This is a genomic window from Arsukibacterium indicum (assembly GCF_019100565.1).
In the GTDB taxonomy this organism is placed as follows: Bacteria; Pseudomonadota; Gammaproteobacteria; order Enterobacterales; family Alteromonadaceae; genus Alishewanella; species Alishewanella indicum.
The window spans coordinates 333066-352512 of record NZ_JAHRID010000002.1 but is presented as its reverse complement, the minus strand read 5'-3'; the positions used below and the strand labels follow the sequence as shown (position 1 = coordinate 352512).

The 19447-nt window shown below is 49.3% G+C and carries 15 protein-coding genes; 3 read left to right on the top strand and 12 right to left on the bottom strand.

Going from position 1 to position 19447, the window contains the following annotated elements:
• Positions 1 to 8 precede the first annotated feature (8 nt).
• Positions 9 to 3290, bottom strand: a complete 3282-nt coding sequence (locus KQY15_RS06150) for a S41 family peptidase (RefSeq protein WP_217668263.1) — start codon at positions 3288 to 3290, stop codon at positions 9 to 11.
• Positions 3291 to 3439: 149 nt separating this feature from the next.
• Positions 3440 to 4405, bottom strand: a complete 966-nt coding sequence (locus tag KQY15_RS06145; RefSeq protein ID WP_217668261.1) for a calcium/sodium antiporter — start codon at positions 4403 to 4405, stop codon at positions 3440 to 3442.
• Between the two features lie 194 nt (positions 4406 to 4599).
• Here KQY15_RS06145 and KQY15_RS06140 point away from each other — a divergent pair, with 194 nt between their 5' ends.
• Together KQY15_RS06140 and KQY15_RS06135 are read left to right on the top strand one after the other, a co-directional pair.
• Complete coding sequence (locus KQY15_RS06140; RefSeq protein WP_217668259.1) at positions 4600 to 5499, top strand: dienelactone hydrolase family protein; 900 nt, start codon at positions 4600 to 4602, stop codon at positions 5497 to 5499.
• 63 nt (positions 5500 to 5562) lie between these two features.
• Complete coding sequence (locus KQY15_RS06135; protein WP_217668257.1) at positions 5563 to 6474, top strand: Gfo/Idh/MocA family protein; 912 nt, start codon at positions 5563 to 5565, stop codon at positions 6472 to 6474.
• A gap of 16 nt (positions 6475 to 6490) precedes the next feature.
• On the opposite strand, the gene KQY15_RS06130 is transcribed toward KQY15_RS06135, so the two are convergent.
• From KQY15_RS06130 to ppnP, 3 genes are all read right to left on the bottom strand, one after another.
• Complete coding sequence (locus tag KQY15_RS06130; RefSeq protein WP_217668255.1) at positions 6491 to 6814, bottom strand: TraR/DksA family transcriptional regulator; 324 nt, start codon at positions 6812 to 6814, stop codon at positions 6491 to 6493.
• A gap of 70 nt (positions 6815 to 6884) precedes the next feature.
• Positions 6885 to 8684 (bottom strand): ABCB family ABC transporter ATP-binding protein/permease, encoded by a 1800-nt coding sequence (locus KQY15_RS06125; RefSeq protein WP_217668253.1) that lies wholly within the window; start codon positions 8682 to 8684, stop codon positions 6885 to 6887.
• Positions 8685 to 8716: 32 nt separating this feature from the next.
• Positions 8717 to 8998 (bottom strand): pyrimidine/purine nucleoside phosphorylase, encoded by a 282-nt coding sequence (gene ppnP / locus KQY15_RS06120; RefSeq protein WP_217668251.1) that lies wholly within the window; start codon positions 8996 to 8998, stop codon positions 8717 to 8719.
• A gap of 186 nt (positions 8999 to 9184) precedes the next feature.
• On the opposite strand from ppnP, the gene KQY15_RS06115 reads away from it, so the two are divergent.
• A complete protein-coding gene (locus tag KQY15_RS06115; protein ID WP_217668249.1) occupies positions 9185 to 11767 on the top strand; it encodes an ExeM/NucH family extracellular endonuclease in 2583 nt (860 codons plus the stop codon).
• Between the two features lie 102 nt (positions 11768 to 11869).
• Here the strand turns inward: KQY15_RS06115 and fadE are convergent, their stop codons facing one another.
• The 7 genes from fadE to cmoB form a co-directional block, all read right to left on the bottom strand.
• The gene (fadE, locus tag KQY15_RS06110; RefSeq protein ID WP_217668247.1) at positions 11870 to 14359 is read right to left on the bottom strand and encodes an acyl-CoA dehydrogenase FadE; all 2490 of its coding nucleotides are present in this window, start codon (positions 14357 to 14359) and stop codon (positions 11870 to 11872) included.
• Positions 14360 to 14619: 260 nt separating this feature from the next.
• Complete coding sequence (locus tag KQY15_RS06105; RefSeq protein ID WP_217668245.1) at positions 14620 to 15378, bottom strand: DUF3108 domain-containing protein; 759 nt, start codon at positions 15376 to 15378, stop codon at positions 14620 to 14622.
• Positions 15362 to 16012, bottom strand: coding sequence for a phosphoribosylglycinamide formyltransferase (purN, locus tag KQY15_RS06100; RefSeq protein WP_217668243.1), 651 nt, complete (start codon positions 16010 to 16012; stop codon positions 15362 to 15364). Before purN ends, KQY15_RS06105 begins: the two co-directional genes overlap by 17 nt.
• Before the next feature lie 8 nt (positions 16013 to 16020).
• Positions 16021 to 17064 (bottom strand): phosphoribosylformylglycinamidine cyclo-ligase, encoded by a 1044-nt coding sequence (gene purM, locus KQY15_RS06095; RefSeq protein WP_217668241.1) that lies wholly within the window; start codon positions 17062 to 17064, stop codon positions 16021 to 16023.
• A 75-nt stretch (positions 17065 to 17139) separates the two neighbouring features.
• On the bottom strand, positions 17140 to 17547 hold the full coding sequence (locus KQY15_RS06090) for a hypothetical protein (protein ID WP_217668239.1): 408 nt from the start codon (positions 17545 to 17547) through the stop codon (positions 17140 to 17142).
• 8 nt (positions 17548 to 17555) lie between these two features.
• Positions 17556 to 18443: a LysR family transcriptional regulator gene (locus KQY15_RS06085; protein WP_217668237.1), complete on the bottom strand. Its 888-nt coding sequence runs from the start codon at positions 18441 to 18443 to the stop codon at positions 17556 to 17558.
• A gap of 22 nt (positions 18444 to 18465) precedes the next feature.
• Entirely contained in the window at positions 18466 to 19431 is a 966-nt protein-coding gene (gene cmoB, locus KQY15_RS06080) for a tRNA 5-methoxyuridine(34)/uridine 5-oxyacetic acid(34) synthase CmoB (RefSeq protein WP_217668235.1), read from the bottom strand.
• Positions 19432 to 19447: the final 16 nt, after the last annotated feature.

Below are 19447 nucleotides of genomic sequence, written 5' to 3'. Positions count from 1 at the left end.
GCTGAAAATTACAAACCCAGTTTGGTCGGCATAGCCGGTGCCTTACTGTGATCTTTCGGCGGGTTTGCTTTCAGCTCGCTTAGCGTATGCTCTATGGCGCGCTCCAGCTGGACATCGATGCCTTTATTAACCGCAATTGGGTCGAGCTCGACTTCGATATCCGGTGCGACACCTTCGTTCTCTACCCGCCATTCACCATCCGGGGTATAGAAGCGGAAGAACGGTACCACGTGGAAGCCACCGTCGATCATTGGCGGGTTGGTAGAAATACCAATTAAGCCACCCCAGGTGCGGGTGCCGATGGTGGTACCCAGATCAAGCCGCTTAAAGGCCCACGGCAGGAAGTCGCCACCTGAGCCGGCATCCTGATCAATCAGCATGGTTTTCGGGCCATAGATACCGGCACCTGGTGTGGTGAAAATCAGGCCATCGCGGTCTTTCCAGCCGGATAAAAACGGCCGGGCCAGAATTTCGGTAATGTAGTTGGCCGCCTGGCCGCCACCGTTTTTGCGCTCATCCAGAATTACTGCTGGTTTGTCGGTTTGAGCAAAGAACATCCGGTTAAAGAAGTAAAAACCACCATCAGCAGTATTTGGCAGATAAACATAGGCCACCTTGCCATCTGTTTTTTCATTAACCAGCTTGCGGTTTTGCTCTACCCAGTGCCATAACCGCAGCTGGCTTTCGTTCGCTACCGGTTCAACAGTAATATTGCGCTGGTTTTTGCCACGGGCGTCGTCGGCAATGGTCAGTACCACTTGTTTGCCCTGGGTGTTATCCAATAGCGCAAACACGTTGTCGCTGGCCGTTAAATCCTTACCATTAACTGCCAGTAAATAATCGCCGGCTTCGGCACTGGCGCCCGGCACGCTTAGCGGCGCTTTTAAAAACGGGCTCCAGCGATCGCCGGTATACACTGTTTTAAACTGATACTTGCCATTGTTAATTGCAAAATCAGCACCTAATAAGCCCACTTTACTGCTGCCTTCCTGATGCACATCGCCGCCGCCAATCCGGTTATGGCCAACCTGCAGTTCGGCAATCATTTGCACCAGCACGTCGTTTAAATCTTCCCGGCGCTGCACGTGGGCCAGCATGGGCTGGTATTTGTCGTAAATGGCCTGCCAGTTAATGCCATGCATATTGGCATCATAAAAATACTCCTGCTGCATGCGCCAGGCATCATCAAAAATTTGCTGCCATTCTGCTGCCGGGTCAACAAAGCTGCGTACTTCAGCTAACGATACTGCCTTTGCGTCTGGCTTGGCTTTGGCATCGCCCACCTGCAGTTTATTTGGCATGCTAATCATTAAGATTTTTTTGCCATCATCACTTAAGGTATAACTGGCAATGTCCTGCTGTACGGTTTCGGCTTTTTTCTCTTCAAAATCAAACCGGTGTAAGGTGGCACTGTTGCGGCCATCAGTACCTGGCAGTTCGTTGCTGCTACCAGGCTGGGTCCGCTCCAGATAAAACAGCGCGCCGTCACTAGCCACTGATAAGTTATCGTAGTTGCGTTCGGCGACCGGAATGGCAACAATCCGATCCTGCAGGCCATTTAAATCCAGTTTTACCGGTTTTACTGCCGGTTTATCGTCGCCTTTACCTTTTTTATCGTCTTTTTTCTCATCTTTGGCGGCGGCAGATTTTACCGGCTCATCGCCACTTTCTGGCAGCAACGGCGATTTACCGTCACTGGCCAGCACATAAGCGTAAATAGCTTTGCGCACCGGGCGCTCGCGGGTGGATAAATCCAGGCCAACCTGCGATGGGCCGGTATTAACCGACGCGGTAAAGTACAGGTAGTCCTGAGTAAATACCGGATTATCGGCTTCACTCATACCGTCAGTGATCTGACTGGCTTTATTGTTTTGAAAATCAAACAGTTTTATCTGGCTGAAATAGTTGGTACCAGCAACGGTGTAGGCCAGATAACGGCTGTCGGGTGAGAATGACACGTTAAAATTGTTGCGCCGCAAAGACGTATCCAGCTTCTGGCTGCGTTTGGTTTTCAGGTTAAACGCATACAGATTTAAATGATTATCATGATAAGCAATCAGGTTGCCATCAGGTGAGAAACTCAGCAGGTTAAAATAGCCACTGTCGGCCAGTGGATAAACCTCTGGCTCGCTTAAGCCATCCTGGTTCTCCAGTACCAGCTGATGCTTATTGCCTTTATCGGAAATATAAGCCACTTTGCTGCCATCCGGGCTCCATAAGCCATCGAATTCACGCACGCCGCTGGTCTGGGTAAGGTTGCGGGTAGTGCCTTCTTTTACCGGTACCGTGAAAATATCGCCGCGGGCACTGACTACCACCCGCTGGCCGGTGGTCGATAGCCGGGCACGGGTTAAGGTTTTGCTGGCATCTTTCCATTGTGGCCGTTTCTGGGCTGACTGAGTAACAATGTTGATATTAATTGGCTTACTCTGACCGCTGCTGACATCAAACTGATGCAAATAGCCACCGGCTTCATAGACAATGCTGTCGCCATGGCCAGCGGCACTACGCAGGTCCCAGTCGGTATTATTGGTTAGCTGCTTAACCTGTTTGTCGCGATACTGAAACAGATTAACCGCCACATTATCCCTGTCAGATAAAAAATAGACGGTATCACCGAGCCAGAACGGATTAAATTCGTTGGCATTAGGGTGGGGGATTTTCTCCAGCTGCTGTTTTTCTAAATCAATAATCCAGACCGGTGGCGTGCTGCCACCACGATGTAACCGCCAGCCACTGGCGCCGCTGTAGGCCATATTATTGGGGCGGTACGCCAGTTTATTGCCGTTCGCAGAAAGCTGCCCTTCATAGGCTACGGCTTCCATTAACTTAGCCGGATAACCGCCTTCGACACTGATCTGATACAGCTGATTGCTGCGACTGTTGGCAATTTCCCGGTTAGAGGCAAATAACACTTTTTTACCATCCGGGCTCCAGCCATTTACGGTATCGGCAGATGGGTGAAAAGTCAGTCGGGTAGCCGGGCCACCGGTTGCCGGCATTACATAGACATCTGTGTTGTTGTTATAGCTGGCAGAGAAGGCAATCCAGTTACCGTCAGGTGAGAACGATGGCGCAAATTCACTGGCCGGATCGCTGGTAAGCTGGCGTGGATTCTGGCCATTGCGGTCAGTTAACCAGATATCGCCACCGTAAACAAAGGCCAGATGATTTGCAGAGATATCAGGTTGTTGCAGCAGACGGGTGCCGTCATTTGCGGCTGCGGCTGTGGCAGCAGTCAGACCAAGACCAATGCAGCAGAGCATCGCCAGTTTTTTCGGTTTAAACATGAGTATCCCCTGAGTTTTTATTGTGATGTTGGCATTTTAATTCCAACAAGTAATAGCACAGAGGAGCGGGAACTGGTGTCAGAAAACTGTAAGCAGAGTTTTCTGTGCGACTAATGTAAGACATCAGCCACACAGAAATAGGGGAGGTATCAGAACGCGGTGCTGATTAAATAACCGGTGTAGCCAAAAAATACCGCCAGCAGTAAAGCGCCTTCCAGCCGGTTGATCCGGCCCGCTTTTTTGATGCCAATTCCCAGCACCAGCAATGCCACTGTTAAGCCGAACATCAGAGTCCAGTCGCGGCTGAGTACCAGTGAATCGACAGTCATTGGCTGTATCAATGCGGCAATACCCACAACGGCTAAGGTATTGAACAGGTTTGAGCCAATAATATTGCCAAGAGCGATATCATGCTCGCCTTTTTTAATCGCCATTAATGACGAGGCCAGTTCTGGTAACGACGTTCCAACGGCTACCACAGTCAGGCCAATCACCAGATCGCTGACTCCCAGGCCCTGCGCAATATACACGGCACCATAGACCAGAAAACGTGAAGCCACAATCAGCAGTACCAGGCCCAGCACCAGCCAGAGCAGGGCTTGTTTTAAGGTCATGCTGTTACCGCTCAACTCAGTGTCAACGTCGGCTGCCAGCGCATCTTGTGGGTTGCGCATACCTTGCCAGACTGACCAGGCCATAACCGCGGCGAATACAGCCAGCAAACACCAGGCATCGAAACGGCTAAGCTGATGATCAAACAGTTGCCAGCCGGCAAACAAGGTAATAGCCAGCAGTAACGGTAATTCTTTTTTCAGGACCTGGGAGTGGACATTAATGGGGCTTATTAGCGCAACTAAACCAATAATCAGCGCAATATTGGTAATGTTGGAGCCATAGGCGTTACCCAACGCCAGAGCGGGGTTGCCATCAGCGGCAGCCATGGCAGAGACCACCATTTCCGGAGCTGAGGTACCAAAGCCTACCACCAGCATGCCAATTAATAACGGTGGCATGCCACCATAACGGGCCGCGGCGGCGGCACCATCAACAAAACGATCGGCACTCCAGACTAATAACGCCAGGCCGGAGATTAACGCTAACACTGCCAGTAACATAAGGTTTCCAAGGATGCCAAGAGTGCTGTATAGCATATCAGTTGCAGTGTTATTTGCCAGCCAGCACGGGGGGCCGGCATGAACTATTTTTCAGCTGTTATACTAAACTTTTCACGCCGGTATAGCGTAGCCGAATCAAGTTGGTAGGTTATGGCTATCTGCTATTAGATAAACGGCAAACCAGGAACAAAAAAATGAATAACAATAAAAAAGTGCAATCGGTAGCGATACCAGAAAAAGCGTATGAATTATATGACAAATATGCGCATGGCATGATAACCAGGCGGGATTTTCTAACCGCTGTTGGCGGCCTGGCTATTGGTACTGCTACAGCGGCCAGTATTCTGGGTAGCTTACTGCCGAACTATGCGTTGGCTGAGCAAGTGTCGTTTAATGACCCTGATATCATGGCAACCTATCAGACGTTTCCGTCACCAGAGGGGCATGGAGAAGGCCGCGGTTATTTAGTTAAGCCGGCAAAGTCAGTTGCAAAATTGCCTGCAGTGCTGGTTATTCACGAAAACCGGGGTTTAAACCCGTATATTGAAGATGTGGCGCGGCGCCTGGCCAAGGCCGGCTTTATTGCTTTTGCGCCCGATGCGCTTTGGCCACTTGGTGGCTACCCTGGCAATGACGATGACGGCCGGCAAATGCAGCGCAGTATTGATAGCCAGAAAATTATTGCCGATTTAAAAGCGGCAGCAAAGTGGTTGAATAAGCTTGAAGGCACCACTGGCAAACTGGGCGTCGTCGGTTTTTGCTTTGGCGGCGCCATGACGGGCTTACTGGCAGCTGAATTACCGGATGTGGTGGATGCCGGCGTTCCTTTCTATGGTTCACCACCACCTGCAGATAAAATCGCGGATATTAAAGCACCACTGTTGGTGCAGCTGGGCGAGCTCGATGAGCGGGTGAATGCAAGGTGGCCTGAGGCCGAAGCGTTGCTGCAACAACATAATAAGACATTTACTGTGCACCGTTATCCAGATTCGCATCATGGTTTTCATAACGACTCTACTGCCCGCTACAATAAAGAAATGGCCGAACTGGCGTGGCAGCGCACACTGGCGTTTTTCCGGCAGCATCTTGGCTGACCCTTGTTTGTACCGAACGCTTTAGCGTAATCTGATTACAGTTAATTCAGACAAGGTTACTGCATGAGAATTGCGCTGTTAGGGCTTGGCGATATTGCCCGTAAAGCTTATTTACCATTAATAGCTGCTATGCCGGGTATAACTCCGCTGTTATGTACCAGGCAAGCAGCGGTGTTGCAGCAGTTGATGCAGCAGTATCGCATTACAGAGGGTTACACTGAGCTTACGCAGTTAATTGCTGCCAGGCCCGATGCCGTGATGATCCACAGCAGTACCGACAGTCACTTTAGTATTGCAATGCAGTTGCTCAATGCCGGTATTGCGGTGTTTATTGATAAACCGCTCAGCTATCAGCTGGCCGAGTGTGAGCAGTTACTTGCGCTGGCCGAGCGGAAAAACCTGTTGTTGTTTGTCGGCTTTAACCGCCGTTATGTGCCCTTGTACCAGCCGCCGCTGGTAGTCTCGCCAATTCAGCTGCATTACCAGAAAAACCGCCATAATCTGCCTGCCGATGTGCGCAGTTTTATCTATGATGACTTTATTCATGTGCTTGATTTTGCCCACTATGCCAGCGCGTTACATAACCGTGGCAACTTTAAGCCGGTGGTGTACGGCCGCGTAAACGCCGGGCAACTGGGCTGTGTGCAGGTAAACTGGCAATCTGGCAATACACTGGTGTCAGCATCAATGAACCGGTTGGCTGGCGGTAACTTTGAACGGCTGGAGTATTTCGCCGATAACCAGCACTGGCAGGTAGATAACCTGGTACAGGGTCACCTGATGGCAGATAACCGGCAACAGCAACTGGTGGCAGACGACTGGCAAAGCACGTTATACAAACGCGGTTTCGTATCCATGCTTGACGCCTTTATTCAGCAGTTGGCAGCCGGCGGCAGCAACACGGCGCAAAATAAAACCGTGCTTAGCAGCCATCAACTCTGTGAGTTTGTGGTGCAACAGTTGCAACCCGGATAAATGCAGTTAGTCAGCGCTATAAAGGTGTATTGGCGCAACTGATGCACAGGGTGGTGAAGGGCACGGCATTTAAGCGCTCCACGCCAATGTCCTCACCACAGCGACTGCAGTGCAGATACTCACCATGCTCCATCCGTTGCAGCGCAATATTGATTTGCTTCAGCTCTTCTGCCGCATTGTGCTCCAGACTGTTTAATACCTGCTCGTTTTCCCGCTCGGCCGCCTGCTCGGCTGCATCAGCGCTGCGGCCCTGCTGGAAATCATGATGAATGGCGTTTAGCTGGCGTTCTAACTGCACTTTCTGAACTAATAATTTATGTTTTAATTGTTGTAGTGGCATGGCGCCCCCTTTTTATTTTACCCGTTGCTTAAAGCATAGACCGCTTTTGCAGGGCAGGGGTTGATCTGGCTCATGTCTCCTGTTGCTGTAACTGCCACATTCTGGCGTATTCACCTTGGCGGGCAATCAGCTGCTGATGATTGCCTTGCTCAGCCAGGATGCCATCTTTTAACACCAGAATATTATCAGCATCGGTGATAGTTGACAGCCGGTGAGCAATAACCAGACTGGTATGGTTACGGGCCACTTCGCGCATCGCCTGTAAGATGGCTTGTTCAGAGCTTGAATCAAGCGCCGATGTGGCTTCATCGAACAGCAGAATGGGCGATTTTTTTAAAATGGCCCGGGCAATGGCGATCCGTTGTTTTTCACCGCCCGATACTTTCAGGCCGCGCTCGCCAACAATGGTAGCATCGCCCTGCGGCAGGCTATCAATAAAGTGTCGTAGGTGAGCCAGCGCTATGGCCTGGTCAACTTCAGCAGCACTGGCGTCGGGGTTGCCGTACTGAATATTATCGCGAATGCTGCTGTTAAACAGCACGGTGTCCTGCGGCACTATGGCAATGGCCCGGCGCAGGCTGTCAAGAGTTACCGAATTGATATCCTGGCCATCAATGGTGATCTGGCCGCCTGTCAGCGGGTAAAAGCGGTACAGTAGGCGGGCGAGGGTGCTTTTACCAGCACCACTGGCACCGACAATCGCCACTTTGCTGCCTGCGGCAACGGTAAAACTCAGGCCCTTAACTATGGGCCTGTTGGCCTGATAACCAAACCGGACATCAGTAAATTGAATGTGTCCGGCCATCACCTTAAGTGTCTTAGCGTCTGGCGCATCATTGATCGCTGGCTGTCGTTTTAGCAGTCCCAGCATATTCTCTAAGTCAGTTAATGCCCTGCGAATTTCCCGGTAAACAAAACCTAAAAAGTTCAGTGGTAAAAACAGCTGGATCATATAAGCATTAACCATCACCAGTTCACCCAGGCTGATATTGCCCTGCATTACTTCAGCTGCTGCCAACCACATCAGGCTGGTAATAGCAGCAGCAATAATAAATGCCTGGCCGGAGTTAAGTGCCAGCAGGCTTAAGCGGTTTTTCAGACGGGCCTGTTCCCAGTTAGCCAGAAAACCATCGTAAATCTTTGCTTCGTAAGCTTCATTGTTAAAGTATTTTACCGTTTCGTAATTAAGCAGACTGTCGATAGCACGACTGTTGGTGGTGTTGTCTGCCTGATTCGCCTCACGGATAAACTTGTTGCGCCATTCGGTAACAAAGACGGTAAAAAAGATATACAGGCCAACAGCGATAACGGTAATTATGGCATATAGCGGGGAAAACAACAGACTGAAAATAACCGCAACAGCCACAATTTCGAACAGCGTAGGAACAATATTGAACATTAAAAAGCGCATTAAAAAACTCAGGCCATTGCTGCCGCGCTCTATATCCCTGCTGATCCCACCGGTTTGCCGGTCCAGATGAAATGCCAGTTCCAGACTGTGTAAATGATTAAATACCTTTAAGCCGATCTGGCGCATGGCATGTTCGGTAACCCGGCCAAACAATGCGTCACGCAGTTCACCGAAAAACACCGAGCCAAAGCGCAAACCACCATATAACAGCAGTAGCGCCGCCGGCAGGACCACTACTGCACTGACATTTGTATCAAGCGCATCAATAATTTCTTTTAGCGCCCATGGCATAAGTAAGGTTGCACCTTTGGCAGCGATTAAGGCCAGTAAAGCCAACAGTACCCGGCCTTTAAACGCCATTAGGTAAGGCCAGAGCGTGGCAACGGTCTGGCCTAGTGGTAATGCTTCAGGGCGTTTCTGCGGTTCAGGTTGTTTGGCTGCACTTCGCATTCCGCGCATAGGCTACTCAAAATAAAAGGTATGACGGGCTATTATGCATAAGTACAAAGGTAAGCGGTATCCTGGTTTACTTTTACCTGAAATTTAACATTGGCGGCAATTTCAAATTGCTCACCACTGTTAAAGGTTTGCCAGCTGGAGCTACCCGGTAACTGCACCGTCAGGGCGCCACTGATTACCGTCATTACCTCATACTGACTGGTACCAAACTCATACTCGCCCCGGGCCATAACACCGACAGTGGCCGGCAGCTGCTCACCAGCGAAAGCGATTGATGCCACTTTACCATCAAAATACTGATTAACCTTAAACATAAAAACTCCTTTAATTTAAGTGCTTTAGTAAACCTGAAAACCCCGGTGTTTGCTAGTAAAAAAAGCTGACAACTTTATGTAAAATAATAAATAGAGGGTTTGTTAAAAGGTTAATGAAAGTGACATAAATTAGCGCTATGGTAAGACGCTTTATTTTTTTTATAACAATAATCTCAGGGATCCGCGATGAAAAAAACAATCTTAGCCGCCAGTGTTGCTATGCTGCTGGCTCCAACTGCGTATGCTGAACTCTTCATCTCAGAATATGTTGAAGGTTCAGGAAACAATAAGGCATTAGAATTTTATAACCCGACTGATAGCAGCCTTAATCTGGCAGATTATCGGATTAACGTATTTTTTAATGGTAGTAGCAGCGCCAGCGTCAGCGTTGCGTTAAATGGTGAACTGGCCCCGGGGGCAACTTACGTCTTTGCTTCTGCAAGTGCAGCGGAAGAACTGCTGTTACTTGCTGATCAGACAGTAGGTGGCGGCCTGTGGAATGGTGATGATGCAATTACATTAACCAAGAATGATGTGGTGGTAGACAGTATTGGCCAGGTAGGTTTCAGGCCAAGTGGCAGCTGGGGATCGGGCAGTATAACCACTGCTAACGATACCTTACGTCGTGCTGCAGTTAGCTATGATACAAACCCCTTTGATACGTTTGAGCCTGCAGATCAGTGGCTCGGCTTTGCCCAGGATGACTTCAGTGATATCGGTTTGTTTAACGGAGAAGGTGGTGATCCGATAGACCCGGATCCGGAGTTTGATTTAAGCTGTGGTGCACCGTATACACCCATTCATCAGATCCAGGGAAGTGGTGATGCCAGCCCGTTAGTTGGCCAGGCGCTGGTGGTTGAAGCCGTAGTGACCCAAACTTTACCAGGATTGCAGGGCTTCACCATTCAGTCTCTGCCAGGTACAGAAGACAATGACCCGATGACCTCGGAAGGGATTTTCGTGTACACCGGTAGTGCTAATCTGACCGTGGCTACCGGCCAGCGGGTAAGATTACAAGCTAATGTGGCTGAATTCTTTACCATGACTCAACTGACGGGTATTGCTGCTAACGTTGATTGCGGTACGTCGGCATTGCCGGCAGCTGCGGCATTAACGCTGCCAGTACCTGATATGGCTAACTGGGAAGCGCATGAAGGTATGCTGGTTAGCTTTGCCCAGCCATTGACAGTAAACGACACTTTTACTTTGGGCCGGTTTGGCGAACTTACTTTAGCAAGTGGCCGGCGTTACACGCCAACTCAGGTGGTGGCACCGGGTGCTGAGGCTATTGCCCTGGCTGAGGCGCAGCAATTAAACCGGATTATTCTGGATGATAATAGCACCGTGCAAAATCCGGCACTGGTACCTTATCCTGTACCGGGACTGAGCGCAGCTAATCCGGTGCGAGGTGGTGATTCTGTGGTCGGCCTGACAGGTACGTTACATTACTCATTTAATGAGTACCGGATTATGCCCAACGCGCCAGTGACTATTCTCGCTGATAATCCCAGAAGTTTGAGCCCGGCTCTGCAGGCTGATGGTAATGTCAAAGTCGCCAGCTTTAATGTGCTGAATTACTTTAATGGTAATGGTTTAGGCGGTGGTTTCCCAACCTCGCGCGGTGCAGATTCTGCCCTCGAGTTTGAGCGCCAGCGCGCGAAAATTCTGGCCGCCATGGCAGGATTGGATGCGACAGTAATTGGCCTGATGGAGTTGGAAAATGATGGCTTTGCCAGCACCTCAGCTATAGCCGATTTAGTAGTAGGTCTGCGAGAGGCAACGGGCCAGATGGACTGGCAATTTGTGCAGCCTGAGGTAAGCCCTATCGGCACAGATGAAATCAGCGTCGGCTTGCTGTACCGTGCAGATTTGCTGGTGCCTGCTGAAGCAACGCGGATACTGGATTCTGCGAATTCAGCACTTGATGGCAGCGGCCAGCCACTGTTTGATGATAGCCGTAACCGGCCGATGTTAGCTCAGCGGTTCCGCTTGCTGGAGAACAACGCTGAATTTGCGGTAATGGTTAATCATCTTAAATCTAAAGGTTCAGGTTGTGGCTCAGCAGATGGCGATACCGGCGACGGGCAGGGCAACTGCAATCTGAGCCGGACCCGGGCTGCAGAAGCGATAGGTATTTTTGCTGAGCAACATTTTGCAGATATTCCGGCCCTGGTTATCGGTGATTTAAACGCTTACGCGAAAGAAGATCCTATCACAACACTGGCAGCCGCTGGCTATTACAATGTGTTTGAAGTGCTTGGCAAAACCGACAGTTACGGCTATGTATTTCAGGGCCTGGTTGGCTCACTTGACCATGCTTTGTTAAATCAACATGCTCTGGATGTGTTGGCAGATGCGGCAAAATGGAACATCAATGCTGATGAACCTATTGCGCTTGATTACAACACCGAATTTAAAACTGAGCAGCAACTATTTGATTATTATGCGCCGGATGCCTATCGCTCGTCAGATCATGATCCGGTAATTGTGGCTCTGCAGCTGGCACCGGTATATCCGCCACTGGATATTAATCTGGAGCTAATCCGGGTTAATCGTAGCCGCTCAGGCGCCACATTGGTGCAATTACGCTGGAGCAGTGATGCGGAGCAGGCATTAACGCTATATCGGGATGATACACCGGTAACAACGTTAAGCCGGCCTGGTCGTTATAACGATCAGTTTAAAAACCCGGCAGTAAACAGTGCTACTTACCGTTTATGTCTTGATAGCACCGCCCAATGCTCTGCGCCGTTAGTGGTTAACTTCTGACAGCTGAGCATTAGTAGTGATAGCTCAGCATTAATTTACTGAACTATCAGGCAAAAAAAACCTGCCAGCTGGCAGGTTTTTTTATTAAAGTGGCAATATTAATCAGGCCGCTTTGGTTTTTTTAGCTTGTTGCTCATTCAGGGCATCGGCACCATTAGGCTGTTGCGTCAGGCTGTTATCCGCTGCCAGATACTCCGGCTCGAAGTCATCGACATTAATAACGAATAAGCGGCCTTCTTCTGCTAAGCGTAACTTGTTAGCTTCATCTTTACTGATGACCCCAAGTTCCAGGCCTAAGTCGGCTACTTCATGCAAGCGGTAGAATGGCAGACGCTTATTGGCTGCTTTAGCAACTTTATCAAACAGCGGTTCAGCAGCCAGAATATCCAGCAGCACTTGTTCTACCCGGCCTAACTGGTTACCAGGTTCGTTAGTCAGATATAAATGTGCGCCTAAACGAGAACGCGCTTCACAAGGGGTTTGCATAATACGGGCAACCTGATGTTCCACTTTATCTGATGCTTTACGCAAGGTACGGCCCCATGGGAATACCACACGTTTTAATACCACACCTACTGCCCGGTTAGGGAAGTTATCAAATAACTCATCCAGTGCCAGTTGGGCTTTAGCCAGGTTGTCTTCACAGGCCCATTGCACCAGCGGCAAATCCTGTACCTGCCGGCCTTCATCATTAAAGCGCTTTAACACGGCCGAGGTTAAGTACAGCATACTTAAAATATCACCCAACCGGGCTGAAATACGCTCACGGCGTTTTAAATCACCACCCAGAGTCGCCATCGCCACGTCTGACATCAGTGCCATCGCAGCACTGAACCGGTTCATCTGCTTATAGTACTTTGCCGTTGCATCGTTGTAAGGTGCATGGCTGAACATGCCGCCGGTTAATGACAACCAGAATGTCCGGAAGAAGTTACTGATTGCAAAACCGATATGGCCAAATACCGCTTTATCAAAGGCAGTGATTGCAGCGCCTTCATCTTCCAGTTGCGCCGCTTGTAACTCGGCCAGCACATAAGGATGACAACGGATGGCGCCCTGACCATAGATAATCATATTGCGGGTTAAGATATTGGCGCCTTCTACCGTAATAGCAACCGGCGCACCCTGATAACCACGGGCCAGATAGTTGTTTGGACCCATACAAATACCCTTACCACCGTGCACATCCATCGCATCGTTAATGGCGGTGCGCATCCGCTCGGTCATATGGTATTTGGTAATGGCTGAAATAACCGATGGCTTTTCGCCCAGGTCAATAGCGCCAACCGACATAGTCGTTGAGGCATCAGCCATATAGGCATAGCCACCAATCCGAGCCATGGCTTCTTCCACACCTTCCATTTTACCGATGGGTAGTTTGAACTGACGGCGAATGCGGGCATACGCACCGGTTGCCATTGCTGCAGCTTTAATACCACCGGTGCTGTTAGAAGGCAGGGTAATAGCACGGCCAACAGACAAACACTCAACCAGCATTTTCCAGCCCTGACCAACCATCGGTGCGCCACCGATAATGTAATCCAGTGGCACAAAAATATTATCGCCCTGAGTAGGACCATTCTGGAAAGGAACATTTAACGGGAAATGACGGCGGCCGATTTTTACGCCCGGCGTATTGGCTGGAATTAACGCACAGGTAATGCCCAGCTCTTCTTTATCGCCCAGTAGTTTTTCAGGGTCGTACAATTTAAAGGCTAAGCCTAATACGGTAGCAATGGGCGCCAGGGTAATATAACGCTTGTTCCAGGTCAGGCGCATGCCCAACACTTCTTTACCCTGCCATTCGCCTTTGCAGACGATACCAAAGTCAGGAATGGCGCCGGCATCAGAACCGGCTTCGGGGCTGGTCAGCGCAAAACAGGGTACATCCAGACCTTTTGCCAGCCGCGGTAAATAATGGTTTTTCTGCTCATCTGTACCATAGTGTTGCAGCAGTTCGCCCGGGCCTAACGAGTTAGGCACGCCAACAATACTGGATAGCATCATGCTTTTACTGGTTAGTTTTTGCAGCACACAAGATTGCGCATAAGCAGAAAATTCCAAACCACCATATTTTTTGGCGATGATCATGGCGAAAAAGCCTTTGCTTTTCAGATAGTCATAAACCTCTGGTGACAAGTCGGCACGTTCATGAGTGCTGTGCCAGTCATCAACCATTGCCAGTAGCTCTTCTACCGGGCCATCGAGGAATGCCTGTTCTTCGGCACTTAAGCGTGGCTTGGGGAAATTGTGCATTTTGTGCCAGTCAGGGTTGCCACGAAACAGATCCGCTTCCCACCAGGTGGTACCGGCATCAATTGCTTCTTTTTCAGTGGTCGACATCTCCGGCATAATTTTGCGATATAAACCTAACACCGGTTTGGTTATGTATTGCTGTCTGACACTGGCAATATTTAGTGGTAGTGCTACCGCTAAAAATATCAGCCAGGCAACAATACCTGAGGTATCAGTCAGACTGCCAACAACTAATAACGCAGCAATGGCAGCGGTAAACATGGTTAAGCTGGCGCGATAATAAGCTAAAGCACCGATTGCCACGACGATGGCAAGTATTAGAAAGACTACGTTCATTGTTAACTCCCAATTAAATAAGAGGTCAGACCACTAACTGTTAAGCTTAGATTGCTTTGAAAAAAGTTGCAAGCGATATCCGGCTTTTCTCAGAATTGTATCTGCAAATAAATGATGACAATGATTTATACGCGGAAAGGCCAGCTGCTGGCTCAGTTGGCGTGACTTGTATAAAGGGAGCTGCTGTTGCCAGGAGTTGCCGGTTGCGCCTGTATTGACGCTAAGAAATGTCATACAGGCGCAACCGGAAGAGGGGGCAACTAAGGGGTTATAAACTCAAGTTTATGTAATTGCACATCAAATTGCTCAACATTGTCTTCGCCACGCCATAAACGCACCAGCATATAATCCAGCTCTGGTGCCACCCAGGCGTAAACTTGTTTTTCCGGATCATCCATTCTGGCAATCCGTAAAGTGCGCACGGTACCATAAGGCAGTGCCAGTGGTTCTTCCATTATCACCTTGTAATGATAGGTTTTGCTGTTACCGTTGCGATTTAACACTTCATAAAAAAACTCAGTTTTACCGGCACGCAGATCAATTACCAGTTGCTGATGATAGCTAAGCGGATCCAGCCAGTCATCCTGCCAGCTGCCCTGTTTAACTTCCTTTGATTTACCTACAGTTAATTGCTCTTTTGCCGGATCTAAATGTAACTCGTAATGGCGGCTCGGGCCGGTACCCCGGCGTTTCATCACATAATTAAGTGGCTGAACTTTATCATTGTTAACCACAAACTCGCTGGTTTCCTGCCGTTTATCACTAAAAATCAGCCAGCTAATGTCACTGCTGTAGCCCATCTGGTAACGATCATTTTTGAATTTGAGATAGCGATTGGCTTCGCCGTGCTTTTTGCCGGCACGGTAAACCAGATAATCGGCAGAAAATTGACGAAACTGAGCCGATTGTTCAGCAGTTTGTGGATCAGGGGCAGTTTGAGCGTAAGTTATTCCGGAATGAGTAAGCAGGCTGGTTAAAAGCAATGACGCCAGCAGGCGCCATTTAAAATTCGTCCTCATCGTTTGCATATCCTTGTTCCGACAATAAATTATTATCTAACCATGCCTTATCGCCGCGTTGTTGTAAACGGTTTTGACAGAACCAGCGGATAACCAGCGGGTAAAGCTGATGTTCCTGCTCGTGTACCCGTGCAGCGACAGTATTGGCATCATCTTCAGGGAACACCGGCACTTTGGCTTGCAGTATTACCGGGCCACCGTCAAGCTGTTCTGTCACAAAATGCACACTACAGCCATGTTCAGTGTCGCCGGCATCAATTGCCCGCTGGTGAGTGTTTAATCCCTGATACTTCGGCAGCAAAGACGGATGAATGTTCAATAATTTTCCGCTGTAGTGGCTGACAAAGCCGGCGGTCAGGATCCGCATAAAGCCGGCCAACACCACCAAATCGGGTTTATAGCTGTCAATAAGGGTAATTAACTCTTTATCATATGCGTCACGGCTGGCAAAGTTTTTATGGCTCAAGGCGTGGTTTGCAATGCCTGCCTCGGCTGCACGCTGTAACCCATATACTGCCGTTTTATTGGAGATAACTGCCGACACCCGGCCAGCGATAAAACCGCTGGCACAGGCATCGATTACTGCCTGCAGATTGGAGCCATTTCCTGAAATCAGTACTACTATAGATTTCATCGACAGCCCTATTCGTTGATAATAACGAGTTCTTCACCATCAGCCGCGCTCTGGATCTCGCCCAGATGCCAGACTGTTTCACCGGCAGCTTGCAAGTTAGCCAGTGCGGCTTGCAGCGAGTCGGCAGGTACCACTAACAACATACCAACGCCACAGTTAAAAGTGCGGTACATCTCATGCTGGCTGATATTGCCTTGCTGCTGTAACCATTTGAAAATAGCCGGCCATTGCCAGCTTTTGCCGTTTATTACTGCTTTGGTGTCAGCTGGCAGTACCCGCGGAATATTTTCCCAGAAGCCACCACCAGTGATGTGGCAAAGTGCATGCACTGGCATTTGCTTAATTAGCGCCAGCAGGTTTTTAACGTAAATGCGGGTTGGTTCAAGCAAATGGTCGGCCAGGCTTTTACCTTCAAGTAAAGTGTCAGCTGATTGACCGCTGACTTCCAGTACTTTTCTGATCAGGGAAAAACCATTGGAGTGAGGGCCTGATGACGCCAATGCAATCAGCTGATCACCGGCTTTAACTTTGCTGCCGTCAATAATGTCAGCTTTTTCAACCACGCCTACGCAAAAACCGGCGATGTCGTAATCGTCACCATGGTACATACCCGGCATTTCAGCTGTTTCACCACCGACCAAAGCACAACCTGATTGCACACAGCCTTCTGCTATACCGCCAACCACAGCGGAAGCGGTATCAACATCAAGTTTACCCGTGGCATAGTAATCCAGGAAAAACAGTGGTTCTGCGCCTTGCACAACTAAATCGTTAACACACATGGCCACTAAATCGATACCAACACCATCGTGGCGTTTTAAGTCCATCGCCAGCCGTAACTTGGTACCAACACCGTCGGTACCAGAAACCAGTACCGGCTCTTTATAGCCTGCCGGGATCTGACACAAGGCGCCAAAGCCACCTAAGCCTCCCATGACTTCCGGACGGGTCGTGCGTTTTACAGCGCCTTTAATCCGATCTACCAGGGCATTGCCGGCATCTATATCAACTCCGGCGTCTTTGTAGCTTAAAGATGTGTTTTGCTTGCTCACGGCTTTCCTCGATTGGCTTGGTTGGTTGGCTGAATCGGCGCGTATTTTACCTGCTTAATGGCGCCGACAAAAGCATTACTGCATGACATTTGCAGCAGCTTGTTTGACATAGTCGGCAACACTGATGGAGTTGTCTTGCATTATTTTATGGTAACATACTGATGCAAATGGGAATTCTTTGTCCGATAGTTGTACAGCAATGTAGGGTGCAGCGTTATCGGCGGTATTGCTGTGCCAGTTGCCGCCATAGTTGCTGATAAAAACTTCACCTATGTAGGCGCCAAGAATATTACTTAATGTAAAAATTAACTCAGCAGAATGGCTTTGCTGTTGTTGATGCTGATGCAGGGTAGCCAGTACAGCATCAATTTCCTGCAAGCTGCTCAGGCTAAAATCAAGCTGCAGCTTATGCTGCTCTGCCACGTAACTGACCGCATCGCGGGCAGATTCCTGCATCAGTTTGCTTATTTCAGTTGTTTGCATAGCTATCCTTATTTAAGGTGTTCAGCCAGAATTAACTGGCGTAATTGTTTACTGCCAGGCCCCAGTGTCTCTTCCTGCGGCGTTAACAATGACATAGGTACCAGCCGCTCTGAGCTTTTATTTAGCTGGATTTGAACCAGTGAGCCTTTTGCCAGCGCTTCGGTCACTGTAAAGTCGGGCAACCAGCAAAAACCCAGATCCATCTGTAAAATTTCGATAGCCTCGTTAAAGTTATCGACCGTCCAGCGCTGTTCGGCTTTTAACCAGCCCATATTCTCTAATGGCTTTTGCGCCGTATCGCGGATAACAATTTGTAAATACTGACTAAGTTGGTTCTGATCGAGGGTTGCCAGGCGGGCCAGCTCATGGCCGGCGCCCACCACCGGGATAAAACGGCTGACATATAAAGGTTCGCCCAGGTAGCCTTTGGGTACCACTCCTGCGATCACTAAATCAGCTTTTTTCTGAACAATGACTTCGCTGGTGCCGGTTAATACGGTATCAATTATCTGAACCCTGCTACCGCGGCTCTGCGGATAAAATTTCTGTAAGGCGCGATATAAATATTGTTTCGGGTAGGCAAGCTCCACCGCTACCCTGATTTCGGGCTCCCAACCCTGTTCGATATTGTCTGCTAACAGCTCCAGGTCTTCTATTTGCTGGGTTAGCACCCGGGAGCGTCGCAGCATTACCTCACCGGCATCGGTAAGTTGCGCTTTACGGCCAATTACCTCCAGCAGTTCAACCCCTAATTGTGATTGCAATTTGGCAACAGCATGATTAAGTGATGACTGACTTTTATTCAATAAGTCGGCTGCCTGAGCGTAGCCGCCGGCATCAACAACGGCCTGTAATATGCGCCATTGTTCCAGGGTTGAGCGGGGGCGGTAGGGCATAGCAGACTGGATCCTTCTTAAACTAAATGGTGGCAACAATCACAGCACGTAATGGCGCAGGGTACCCTTCAATGGTTTTACTATGGTCAGTCGGGTCGAGAAAATCAATTAAACTTTCATTTTCCATCCAGGCGGTTGCCCGTTGCTCTGTCAGACTGGTTGTATTTAAATCAACCACTTTCGGTTCTTTAAAACCTAGCCGGCTTAACCAGTGGCATAGGGCAAGGGTACTTGGAATAAACCAGACGTTACGCATTTTGGCATAACGCTCACCAGGTACCAGCACAGTGTGTTCGTCACCTGGCACTACCAGCGTTTCCAGCACAAGCTCGCCGCCCGGGCGTAATTGCTGTTTTAATTGCTGCAAAAAATCAATTGGAGAGCGTCGGTGGTACAACACTCCCATTGAAAAAACCGTGTCGAACTGGGCAAGTGGCGGCATATCGTCAATGCCCAGCGGGATCAGATGTACATCAGGATCAGGGTTAAAGTGTTTAATAGCCTGAAACTGGCTGTAAAACAGTTGAGACGGGTCAATGCCCACCACGAATTGGGCGCCGGCCCCGCGCATTCTCCATAAATGGTAACCACTGCCACAACCCACATCCAGCACTGTGCGACCCGTCAGCGGGCTGATGTGCGGCAAAACACGGTCCCATTTAAAATCTGAACGCCATTCAGTATCAATCTCGATGCCATGGATGGTAAAAGGGCCTTTACGCCAGGGTTTAAGCTGCTGCAGTAAAAAACGGATCCGTTCTGCCTGGCCCTCGCTGATATCCGCTGCTGTACCAAACTGCACTGCGTTGGTCAGTTCAATAGTGCTGACATCAGTGGCGGGCAGGTTGGTAATTACTTTTTGCCATTGTTTAAAATCGCCATGCAGGGCTTGGCGCTGCCAGTTAGCTAACTGAGCAGGCAGCGTTTGCAACCAGGCATGTAACTTATTACTGGCTAATTTTGCATAAAAAGGGGTGAAATCAAGCATTGGGTTTCCCTGTATT

What these genes read in the sequence shown, in the direction of transcription:
- KQY15_RS06150 (WP_217668263.1), bottom strand. Translation starts at nt 3,290, where the DNA reads ATGTTTAAACCGAAAAAACTGGCGATGCTCTGCTGCATTGGTCTTGGT.
- KQY15_RS06145 (WP_217668261.1), bottom strand. Translation starts at nt 4,405, where the DNA reads ATGTTACTGGCAGTGTTAGCGTTAATCTCCGGCCTGGCGTTATTAGTC.
- KQY15_RS06140 (WP_217668259.1), top strand. Translation starts at nt 4,600, where the DNA reads ATGAATAACAATAAAAAAGTGCAATCGGTAGCGATACCAGAAAAAGCG.
- KQY15_RS06135 (WP_217668257.1), top strand. Translation starts at nt 5,563, where the DNA reads ATGAGAATTGCGCTGTTAGGGCTTGGCGATATTGCCCGTAAAGCTTAT.
- KQY15_RS06130 (WP_217668255.1), bottom strand. Translation starts at nt 6,814, where the DNA reads ATGCCACTACAACAATTAAAACATAAATTATTAGTTCAGAAAGTGCAG.
- KQY15_RS06125 (WP_217668253.1), bottom strand. Translation starts at nt 8,684, where the DNA reads ATGCGCGGAATGCGAAGTGCAGCCAAACAACCTGAACCGCAGAAACGC.
- ppnP (WP_217668251.1), bottom strand. Translation starts at nt 8,998, where the DNA reads ATGTTTAAGGTTAATCAGTATTTTGATGGTAAAGTGGCATCAATCGCT.
- KQY15_RS06115 (WP_217668249.1), top strand. Translation starts at nt 9,185, where the DNA reads ATGAAAAAAACAATCTTAGCCGCCAGTGTTGCTATGCTGCTGGCTCCA.
- fadE (WP_217668247.1), bottom strand. Translation starts at nt 14,359, where the DNA reads ATGAACGTAGTCTTTCTAATACTTGCCATCGTCGTGGCAATCGGTGCT.
- KQY15_RS06105 (WP_217668245.1), bottom strand. Translation starts at nt 15,378, where the DNA reads ATGAGGACGAATTTTAAATGGCGCCTGCTGGCGTCATTGCTTTTAACC.
- purN (WP_217668243.1), bottom strand. Translation starts at nt 16,012, where the DNA reads ATGAAATCTATAGTAGTACTGATTTCAGGAAATGGCTCCAATCTGCAG.
- KQY15_RS06090 (WP_217668239.1), bottom strand. Translation starts at nt 17,547, where the DNA reads ATGCAAACAACTGAAATAAGCAAACTGATGCAGGAATCTGCCCGCGAT.
- KQY15_RS06085 (WP_217668237.1), bottom strand. Translation starts at nt 18,443, where the DNA reads ATGCCCTACCGCCCCCGCTCAACCCTGGAACAATGGCGCATATTACAG.
- cmoB (WP_217668235.1), bottom strand. Translation starts at nt 19,431, where the DNA reads ATGCTTGATTTCACCCCTTTTTATGCAAAATTAGCCAGTAATAAGTTA.